Source organism: Paenibacillus sp. NRS-1782 (genome assembly GCF_050467685.1).
GTDB classification, from domain to species: domain Bacteria; phylum Bacillota; class Bacilli; order Paenibacillales; family Paenibacillaceae; genus Paenibacillus; species Paenibacillus terrae_A.
Window position 1 is genome coordinate 61635 of the sequence record NZ_JBITPH010000010.1, and the last position, 11142, is coordinate 72776.

At 38.7% G+C, this 11142-nt stretch carries 4 protein-coding genes and 1 pseudogene; 4 read left to right on the plus strand and 1 reads right to left on the minus strand.

The window, feature by feature from the left end; genetic code table 11:
- Window positions 1-32: 32 nt before the first annotated feature.
- The 4 genes and pseudogenes from pglX (at window position 33) to ACIFQM_RS03820 (ending at window position 10592) form a co-directional block, all read left to right on the plus strand.
- Window positions 33-3524 carry a BREX-1 system adenine-specific DNA-methyltransferase PglX gene (gene pglX / locus ACIFQM_RS03805; RefSeq protein ID WP_430048798.1) on the plus strand — a complete coding sequence of 1164 codons (3492 nt, stop codon included), beginning with the start codon at window positions 33-35 and terminating at the stop codon, window positions 3522-3524.
- An 83-nt stretch (window positions 3525-3607) separates the two neighbouring features.
- Window positions 3608-6160 carry a BREX-1 system phosphatase PglZ type A gene (gene pglZ, locus ACIFQM_RS03810; protein ID WP_430048810.1) on the plus strand — a complete coding sequence of 851 codons (2553 nt, stop codon included), beginning with the start codon at window positions 3608-3610 and terminating at the stop codon, window positions 6158-6160.
- A gap of 18 nt (window positions 6161-6178) precedes the next feature.
- Window positions 6179-8233 (plus strand): protease Lon-related BREX system protein BrxL, encoded by a 2055-nt coding sequence (gene brxL, locus ACIFQM_RS03815; protein WP_430048801.1) that lies wholly within the window; start codon window positions 6179-6181, stop codon window positions 8231-8233.
- A gap of 1102 nt (window positions 8234-9335) precedes the next feature.
- Window positions 9336-10592 (plus strand): annotated as a pseudogene (locus tag ACIFQM_RS03820) (site-specific DNA-methyltransferase).
- Here the strand turns inward: ACIFQM_RS03820 and ACIFQM_RS03825 are convergent.
- A complete protein-coding gene (locus ACIFQM_RS03825; RefSeq protein ID WP_430065036.1) occupies window positions 10593-10874 on the minus strand; it encodes a DUF3953 domain-containing protein in 282 nt (93 codons plus the stop codon).
- Window positions 10875-11142 lie beyond the last annotated feature (268 nt).

The window sequence follows — 11142 nt, forward strand, 5'->3', positions numbered from 1 at the left end:
AATAATACTGTATGGGTTGGTGAACAGTACGCATGAATAAGACAGCATTGAAAAACTTTGCAACTAATGCTCGTAAAGAGCTGCTTGAGAAAGTCAAAGCTAAAGCCTTTAGAATAGGGATTACCGAGGAAGGCATCAAGAATGCCCAATTCGAAAGCTCGGATACTTTTTATATTGATGGTAAACCGCTTGATGCAATTGGAAAGAAACAACGTGAGAAGCTTATTTCTCGAATAAAGGAACTGGGGTACGAGCAGGTTGTAGAGGAAGTAGCCTACACTTGGTTTAACCGTTTTACAGCTTTACGTTATATGGAAGTAAATAACTATCTACCTTCAAAGGTAAGGGTACTGTCGTCCAGCAATCCCGTAAGCACCGAACCTGATATTATTAAAGAGGCATTATCGGTTGATTTGAACATCGATAAAGAATTAGTCTATGAGCTGAAGTTAAGCAATAATTCAGAAGATCTATATAAGTATTTGGTTATCAAACAGTGTAATAACTTAAATAAGTATCTTCCATTTATGTTTGAGACCATTGATGATTACAAAGAGATTTTGTTTCCTGATGGATTGTTAGGGAAAGATTCATTTTTACGTGGGATGACTGATGTAACAGCAATTCCAGAATCTCATTGGGAACAGGTTGAGATTATTGGGTGGCTATATCAATTTTATATTGCCGAGGAGAAAGAAAGGGTCTTTAGGGAAAAGAAAAAGTTCTCAAAAGAAGAAATTCCTTATGCAACTCAACTTTTTACACCTGATTGGATCGTTCGTTACATGGTCCAGAACTCTTTAGGTCGATATTGGACAGAGTCACATCAAGAGCATAGCGGCCTAACTCAAAAATGGGAGTATTTCATAAAGTCGAGTGAAAATGAAGATTTTGATGAGGAATTTTTCCCGAATGCGAATCAGGGGTTAAGGGTTGAAGATATTAAATGCTTTGATCCAGCGATGGGATCGGGACATATCCTTGTTTATCTGTTTGATGTTCTATATGAAATATATCTTGAATGTGGTTATATGGAGAGAGAAATACCAAGATTGATTATTGAGAATAACTTATATGGGCTGGATATTGATCACCGAGCTTATCAACTTGCATGCTTTTCTGTTGTTATGAAAGCACTTGCCTACAATAAACGATTTTTTAGAAGTATTGAAAATGAAGGTTTATCCTTACATTTGGCTCCTATTCAAGAAACAAACTTAATTAATGAAGAGGAATTAGCTTTTATTGCAGGCGAAAAAAAAGGTGCTAATTATCATAAAGTGAAAATGTTTGTTGAACAGTTTTTAAATGCAAAAACTTTTGGTTCTTTAATTAAAATTGCTGATTACGATAGATTTTTTTTGGAGTACAGATTAGAATACATTAAAGTTAATCCAGCAAAAGATATGTTTGAAGTAGTAATAAGAGAAAAAGCACTTAGTTTGTTACCTGAATTGCTAAAACAGGCTGATATAATGGCTACGCAGTATGATGTTTTAGTGACTAACCCACCATATATGGGATATGGAAATATGAATTTAGTTTTATCGGATTTCCTTAAAAAGAATTATCCAGATTCAAAATCAGATTTATTTGCTTGTTTTATGGAAATTGATCACTACCTGAAACCAGAGGGTTATTATGCAGGTATTAACCAACATTCTTGGATGTTTTTAGGTAGTTTTGAAAAATTGAGGGAGAAGATAATTAGAGAAAAGACAATCTCAACGATGGTACACTTGGGTGCAAGAGCTTTTGAAGAGATTGGAGGGGAGGTTGTTCAATCTACAGCCTTTGTTTTGAGGAGAGGATATCTGCCTAACAATAAAGGTATATATCTTAGATTAATTGACGAGAGAACTGCAAAAGATAAAAGAGATATGATTATTAAGTCCGCAAAAAACGAAATAGTCATACACCGTTACAGTTTTGATCAAGGAAACTTTGCTAAAGTTCCTGGGACTCCTATTGCATATTGGTTAAATGATTCACTTTTAGATCTGTTTGAAGAAGGACAAGTAGTTTCAATTAATTATGAAGTGAGAAATGGAATCACGACAGGTGAAAATGGAAAATTTATTCGTTATTGGTACGAGGTCGATTTTGGTAATAAAACTAAGTGGTTTCCTTGTAATAAAGGGGGATCTTTTAGAAAATGGTATGGAAACAAAGATTACGTAATAGATTGGAAAGATGATGGTGAAAAGTTAAAAACATTCATAGATCATAAGGGGAAACCGAGGGCAACCCTGAGAGGTATTGAATACAATTTTGAAGAAGCAATAACAATTTCAAGGGTTTCATCCTCAGATACAAGCTATCGATGGCTGTCTGAAGGGTTTATCACAGAAAGTGCCTCGAATAATATCTATTTTAAACAAAAACAAGACAAGATAGGTGCACTAAATCTATTAGGTTGGCTAAATACAAAAGTAAGCAATTATATAATGAATATTTTCAATCCAACTATCAATATTATGCCTGACGATATAAGAAATTTGCCTTTAAAATTTTGTGGAAATGATGTTTCAAATATTGTAAGAGAAAACATAGAAATTTCTCAAATAGATTGGGACAATTTTGAAACAAGTTGGGACTTTAAGAAGCATCCTTTGATCCAGTGGAAGGTTGCAAATGGTGGTATAGACGAGGCATTTGAAAAATGGAGTGAATTTACTGAAAGGCAGTTTTTACAACTAAAGAGTAATGAAGAGAAACTCAATCATATTTTTATTGAGGTTTATTGTTTGCAGAATGAACTAACTCATGATGTTAACGATAAAGATGTGAGTATCCGAAAAGCAGATTTAGAACGTGATATGAAAAGTTTTATTTCTTATGCGGTTGGGTGCATGTTTGGGAGATACTCGTTGGAAGAAAAGGGTCTTATTTTTGCTGGTGGGAAATTTGATGTAAGTAAATACAATTCAATTAAAGTTGATAAAGATAACATAATCCCTATAGTTGGTCATTATTTGGATGGAGATATAACCTCAATGTTTACTGAGTTTGTAGGAGTTACATTTGGAAAGGTGTCATTAGAGAAAAGTTTACAATTTATCGCAGGGGCCCTCGGAAAGAAAGACGGAGAAACTGCGAAGGAAGCAATTAGAAGGTACTTTCTAAATGATTTCTTTAAGGATCACCTACAAACCTATAGGAAGAAACCTATTTACTGGCTATTCACTTCAGGTAAACAGAAAGCATTTAATTGCTTAATTTACATGCATCGCTATGACAAATCTACTCTATCGAGAATTAGAACGGATTATTTGCATGAACTTCAGACTCGGATGGATGCCGAGAAGAAATCTTTACTCGATATTATTAATGGTAACGGAACAACTAAAGAAATCAGCAATGCCAAGAAAGAACTCAAGTCTCTGGACTTGAAGATCGAAGAACTGCGAGCATATGACGAAAAGCTCCATCATATGGCAGATATGCAAATTGAAATTGATCTGGATGAGGGTGTTGCTGTGAACTATGCTAAGTTCGAAGGCTTACTCGCTCCAATTAAATAAATTGGGTACAATGGGGATATGCCAGTAAACTTGGTGTATCCCTGTATTTTAGCCTGATGAAAAAGGTGTTGATGACCGTGAATATGGATGAAGTTACAAAAGCACTGCAAGAAGCCTTTCTGCAACCTCTTAATGAGGGGGAGCAACGGAAGATTATCTTTTGGTTTGATAAAGACCATGAGTTTGTTGAATATATACATGAGATCTCCATAGAGAACGTCAAGGTACATACATTGACTGAAGTTAATAACTTCTATACGAAGGTATTGCTCGAAGGAGAGGATCCGACCTCAAATTACTTGATTTACTCTAACTTGGACATGAGCATGGAAGATAACTGGTTGTTAGATACGATTTTGTACTCGAAGACCTTTTATGCGGATAGAACATCCCTACTCATGAATGAGCTAAATATAGATCCATCTTTGCGAAGCTCGGTGAAGAAATATGAGAAGTTCTTTGGCAATAAAGATAGGATTCGGAAATTCAAGGGGTATGAGATTTCGGTATTTAATGAAGGAACTATCGAACTGGTAATGATGAGTGCATTGTGCAATCTCAAAATACCTGATTTCGAGGATGTCCTAAAGGTTATTCTTATGGACACGCTTAATGATAGCCAGAACAAATACCTGGATTCGATCTCAAAGCATGTTGGGTTAGATGTGTTTTGGAATGCAGTAGCGGAGCAGTATGGCTATGAGCAAAGTTCCAAATCGCTCAAGACACTGTTTATTCATTTAACCGTCACTTCACTAAGTCATTCGGTTAATGAGGAGCATCTATCGCTCTTCAAAAACTATATCTCCACTCGAAACAAGTCCAATGCGTTGGTTTTCGTTGATCATTGGATGCACCATAAAACCGACTATCTTGTTTATGACCAATATGCTGATACCACCGAGAAAGAAATCAAGTTATCGGATATAGTGAACCAGCTTCCGATAGAAGAATTCAAGGCGGCGGATATATTCCCTTATTTCGATAAGGCCTTTATTATCTATATCGCTAATAGCTTAGAAGAACGGCTAGAGGATTATGATACGTATATGAAGCTGATTAGCCTGCGTAGAGCGAAGCATTACTATGAAAGGTACCAATCCGTTTATGAAGCTCTTTACTACACTGTTAAAATGTTCGAATTCCACAAGAAATACAATATGGGCATTCCGAAAGCACAAGCCGTGGACATGTACCGAGCATATGTAAATGACTATCACCAAATGGACATGTTCTATAGGAAGTTTTATGTTTCTTATGATAATGACTCCAACAGTGAAATCTTGAAGAAGCTCAAAGTGATGGTTGAAAACCTCTATACGACCTGGTACATGGGCGAATTAAGTTCACACTGGTCCGCCGCTGTGCAAGAAGAGATGAAATCAAGCTGGGTGCTTCCAGGTATCCAAAGCCAAAAGGACTTTTATAGAAGCTTTGTTGCGCCCAAAATTTATAATGGTGATCGGGTATTTGTTATCATCTCGGATGCTCTTCGTTATGAGATAGCGGCGGAATTGGCGGACAAGCTGAATTCAGAGACGACAGGAGCTTGTGACATTCAGTCATTGTTAGGCGTAGTTCCTTCCGTCACGAAAATGGGAATGGCATCGCTTCTTCCGCATAAGGACTTGGAAATTGATCTGAGTGGTAAGGTGTTGGTTAATAGCAAATCCTCAAGCGGAATGGATAATCGAATGGACATCTTGCAAGCGGCAGTAACCGATAGCACGGCGATTCACTATCAAGAGCTGAAAAACATGAATAAGATGGGGCGGAGGGAAACATTCAAAGGTAAGAAGTTAGTTTACATTTACCATGATAGCATCGATGCTACGGGAGATAAGGCTTCCACAGAAGTTTATACGTTTACAGCGGCGGAGAGAGCCATCGATGAATTGTACGAAATTGTTAAAATCATTCGAGATGATTTGAGCGGTACGAACATTTTCATCACTGCAGATCATGGTTTCGTATATCAACGTGATGCATTAGAAGAAAGTGATAAGATTGAAAAGGAAGCTATTCAAGCCTTCGAAGTGAAAAGGAGACATCTCTTCTCACAGGAAAAAGGGGAACGAAGCGGTCTTCTCGATATTAATATGGACAGCCTAATCAAGAATGAGCACCAGATTACGACTTACGTTCCAAAAGCAACAATCCGCTTCAAAATCCAAGGAGCTGGAGCCAATTTTGTTCATGGTGGAGCTAGCCTTCAAGAGATCGTTGTGCCACTCATTCAATTCAAGAACATCCGAAGCGGACAGAAGAACAGTCGTGAAATTGAGAAAGTGGATGTAAAACTCACGAACACCACAAGAAAGATCACGAATAGCCTGTTCAATCTTACCTTCTTCCAAACCGAGAAGGTGGAGGATAAACGAGTTCCTCGGATTGTAAAGATATACATGGTGGATGAAACGGATGCGGTAATTAGTAACGAGGAAATGTTGATTTGTGACCGTACCTCAGATAAGCCAGACGAACGAACATTTAAGCTTCGCTTTGCATTGAAGTCGATTCCGTATGATAAGAGTGCCAACTATTATCTCATTACGAAAGATGATGAGACGAATGTCATCGTGGAGAAGACACCGTTTACAATCAATTTAGGTATTGTTAGCGATTTTGATTTTTAGAGGAAGGGAGGATGTCAGATGGAGATGATAAATGAAGAACAATCATTCGATTTAGACTGTAAGTTGAACGATGTATTCTCGGGCAGAGTCGTTCGAAAAGACTTGACGAAACTCATGAAAGAAGGAGCGAATGTTCCAGTTTACGTACTTGAATATTTGTTGGGTATGTATGCGGCAACGGACGAGGAGGATAACATCCAAGAAGGAGTTGAACGGGTTAAGAAGATCCTCTCGGAAAATTTTGTTCGACCTGATGAAGCGGAGAAGATCAAATCCAGAATTCGAGAGCTGGGTCAGTATTCCATCATCGATAAGATTACAGTCACGCTCAATGAAAAAATTGATTCCTATGTAGCAGAGTTCTCAAATTTGGGTCTTAAAGGTGTTCCCATTTCTCCAAGCTATGTCAAAGAGTTTGATAAGCTCTTGGCAGGAGGGATCTGGTGTATGCTCAAGATGGATTATTTCTTCGACGAAGAAGTGAAGAACAGCAATCCTTTCAGCATCAGTAGCTTGAAACCGATTCAAATGCCGAATATGGATCTAAATGAAGTATTCGAGGGTAGGAAGAACTTCACGAAAGAGGAATGGATTGATGTACTCATTCGCTCGACAGGTATGGAGCCGACACAACTGGAGAACAGGGTGAAATGGCATCTTCTACTTAGACTTGTGCCACTTGTCGAGAATAACTATAACATGTGTGAATTGGGACCAAGAGGAACGGGTAAGTCCCATGTTTATAAGGAGATCTCGCCTAACTCGATTCTTGTCTCTGGTGGCCAATCGACGGTAGCCAACCTTTTTTACAACATGTCCACGAAGAAGGTCGGGTTGGTAGGTCTATGGGATACGGTGGCGTTCGATGAGGTGGCGGGTATAACCTTCAAAGATAAAGATGGCGTTCAGATCATGAAGGATTACATGGCATCGGGGTCGTTTGCACGAGGCAGAGAAGAAAAGGCGGCTTCTGCTTCGATGGTTTTCGTCGGAAACATCAATCAGAGCCTTGATTCATTGATTAAGACATCGCATCTGTTTGCACCATTCCCTGAAGCGATGGCGAATGACTCAGCTTTCTTTGATCGGATGCATTATTACTTGCCTGGCTGGGAAGTACCGAAGATGCGTCCAGACTTTTTTACGGACAAATATGGTTTCATAGTTGATTACATGGCCGAATATTTCAGAGAGATGCGGAAGCGTTCATTTGCGGATGCTATTGACCAGTACTTTAAGTTGGGTAATAACTTGAATCAACGTGATGTAATTGCTGTGCGAAAAACGGTATCAGGTTTTATAAAACTCCTTTATCCGAACGGTGAGTATACAAGGGATGATGTGGAAGAGATTTTGAAGTATGCTCTTGAAGGTAGAAGACGAGTAAAAGAACAACTCAAGAAAATTGGAGGCATGGAATTTTACGATGTCCACTTCTCCTACATCGATAAAGAAATGCTAAGTGAAGAATATGTATCTGTTCCTGAGCAGGGTGGCGAAAAACTTATACCAGAAGGGCTTGGAAAACCAGGACACGTTTATACCGTGGGCCATGGAGATTCAGGTATGATTGGTGTGTATAAGCTGGAGAATCAAGTTGTTTCTGGAACAGGTAAGTTTGAAAAGTCGGGTGTGGGTTCTCATAGAGGAGCAAAGGAGAGCTTGGATACGGCGTACCGCTACTTTACTTCTAATAGTAAGAGTATCAGTGGCTCAATCAGCACCAAAACGAAGGACTATCTCATGTACATCAGCGATTTGCAAGGGATAGGTTTGACGAATGAATTAGCTATAGCTGAACTGACTGGGTTATGTTCATGCGCACTGGAACGACCAATTCAGGAAAGTTTGGTTGTGCTTGGTAACATGACCGTTGGGGGCACAATTGCTAAAGTTGAAGAGTTCGCCAATATCCTTCAGGTTTGTGTAGATGCAGGAGCAAAGAAGGTGCTGATACCTGCTTCATCGGTAGTAGACTTCCAGACTGTCCCGCCAGATCTGCTTATTAAAGTACAGCCTGTATTTTATTCAGATCCGACTGATGCGGTATTTAAAGCTTTGGGAGTAAGCTGATTCAAACAGAAGTGAAGAGGGGACGTATGGACGATATGCAAAAACTCATCACGAATCTCAATTACGGTACAGGATACATCATCGCATTTATTGGAATTGGCAATCAAGTGTGCTATTAGTTTCACATTCAAAAGTTGGACGACAATATTGGTTGTTTATGCTAGTGGATCAAGATGCATTCACCGATCACATGGTTAGCGAGTATTATCGTAAACTACTATTGTAGTAGTCCGAAAGGAAGATTTTCTCCCTAATATTAAGGGAAGATTTCTTCCTCTTATGATAAATTTGCAAATAAAGTGTCCATAATGAGCCGCAAAAGGGTGAATTGCCGAAGGCAAGAGGGGAAACGGCGGCAGGTCGATGAATACCGTTTACGAAGCGTAGCGAAGTGGTTTTTATCGAGATGGTGAGAGAGTTTCCCCTTATTTGGTACAAACGTTCAGATCAAAAGAAACCGTCAACAAAAATTTGTAAACAAATTATTTCTTTCCGTAGCCATCCAACAATAGTTGGCTGTCTTCATTTTATTTTTTTGAACATGATAGATTGACGTGACCCTACTTTTCTATATATAGGGGAAACTGGGGTCAGTCCATGGAATGTAGCTTAAACTTTGGCATTTACCTCATACGCAAGACACGTATTCATTTGTAGTCAGGTTGCTTATTTTAAATTTTTTGATTTACAGGTTGAAATTAATCTTGCTGAATACCGACTGCTATTTGCAAAATTTTAAACTACACGAATTGAGGACTTGAACCTACAAAGAGTAAAATGTGTCACGTGACACAATGAGCAAATTTAAAAATATATATCTTACACGAGAACTCTGGCTACGAGCTAGGGTTCCTTTTTCATTTAGAAAGGAGAAATATAAATGCTATTAATGTTACAAGCATTAGTCATAGAAATCATACGCGCTTTCGCTTCGGTAAGTATGTTTTGTGGCTTGATTTGGACGATTCAGTTTTCAAAAGTCAGTGTGGAAAGGGGAATGAGTTGGATTGGAAAGCAAATTCGAAAACGTAGAAATGCTGATGCCTTACATAAATAGGAGTATTGAGATTATGGATTTAAAGAAAAGGAGCAAATTCTATAAATGAAATGGATGAAATTGAAGATCGATCAACTGGTACACGCCGAATATAATCCAAGAAAGGATTTAAAAGCGGGTGATCCAGAGTTTGAAAAGATCAGGAATAGTGTAGTAGAATTCGGTTATTGTGAACCAATTATTTGTAATAGCGATTATACCATTGTAGGAGGCCATCAACGGGCTAAAGTATTGAAGGCACTCGGATACGATGAAGTCGATTGTGTCATCGTCGATGTGAATAAGTCGAAAGAGAAAGCTCTGAACATAGCGCTCAACAAAATTACAGGGGAATGGGACTTTGAAGCATTGGCTGCATTATTAGATGAGTTAAAAGAAGCAGAATATAATATTGAGCTAACGGGCTTTGATTGGTCTGAAGCGGAGAAGTTGCTGGATACATTGCATGAAGAAAATGTGGATGATGAGGATGATTTTAATCTAGAAGAAGCATTGCCCGAACATCCGATTACTCGTAAAGGTGACATCTGGCTACTTGGGAAGCATAGGCTCATATGCGGAGACTCGACTAATCAGCAGGATATCGCAACATTGATGGATGGTAAGAAGGCACAACTCATTGTGACGGATCCACCTTATAACGTGGACTATACAGGTAAGACCAAGGATGCATTGAAAATAGAGAACGATAAAATGGATGACGACCAGTTTTATAATTTCCTATTGGCTGCCTATACTCGGATGTATGAAGTAGCTGATGGTGGAGCAAGTATTTATGTGTTCCATGCAGATAGCGAAGGGTTGAACTTTAGGAAAGCATTTATTGAAGCTGGATTTAAACTAGCACAATGCTGTATATGGGCTAAATAAGCAATGGTAATGGGTAGACAGGATTATCACTGGAAGCATGAACCCGTATTATACGGTTGGAAACCAACAGGTGGACACTACTGGAACAGTGATCGGAAGCAGACAACCCTTTGGCAATTTGATCGCCCATTTCGCAATGAATATCATCCCACGATGAAGCCGATTCCCTTGATTAGTTACCCGATCAAAAATTCCAGTAAGCTTGGTGACATCGTGTTTGATCCTTTTGGTGGTTCAGGTTCAACGTTGATTGCTTGTGAGGAAACGGATCGACTTTGCCATACGAGTGAGCTTGATCCCAAATATGTAGATGTGATTGTGAAGCGATATATTGCCCGTGTTGGCAGCTATAGCGGCGTATATTTAATTCGGGATGGCAAGCGGTATGGCTATCAAGAAGTCGTTGCTGAGTCAGAATTAGAGTGCGTGTAGTTAACCTTTTCTTGATAAAAGTGTAGTTATAAATACCAAAATAGAAAACAAGGAGACACTGAAGCTAATTATTGCGTAAGTTTTTCGATTTGCCTTAAGTTCTGAGAAGCCAGAAAATAAAAACATGAGACCGAGGAAAAATTGTGAGAATTTGAATAGAATATGGTCGCCGGGATAAGCAAGTGACCAAAGGGACGTGATTATCACAACAGCGGCACATACAAATTTAAGAACTTGATAGATATTCAGTTTTTTAAGCATAGGTAAATACCCCCACTTCATGTACCGAATTATTCAATGAACCCCATTATACAATATTATACAACTATTTAGTTTATAAATGGTAACCAATATGGCTATCAAGAAGTAGTTGCTGAGTCGGCAAGGTCAGAGGTATCATGTGCTGACTAAACGAAAGGGTGATTCAATTGGGTAAGGCAAAAGTGAATATGGTGATTCGGTTCCTAAAGGGCATGCAAGCCGAAAAGGTAAATGTGCTCGGGGCTGAGGAAGCTTGTGAGGATAATGAGTTGATTCAGAAGGTGATTGA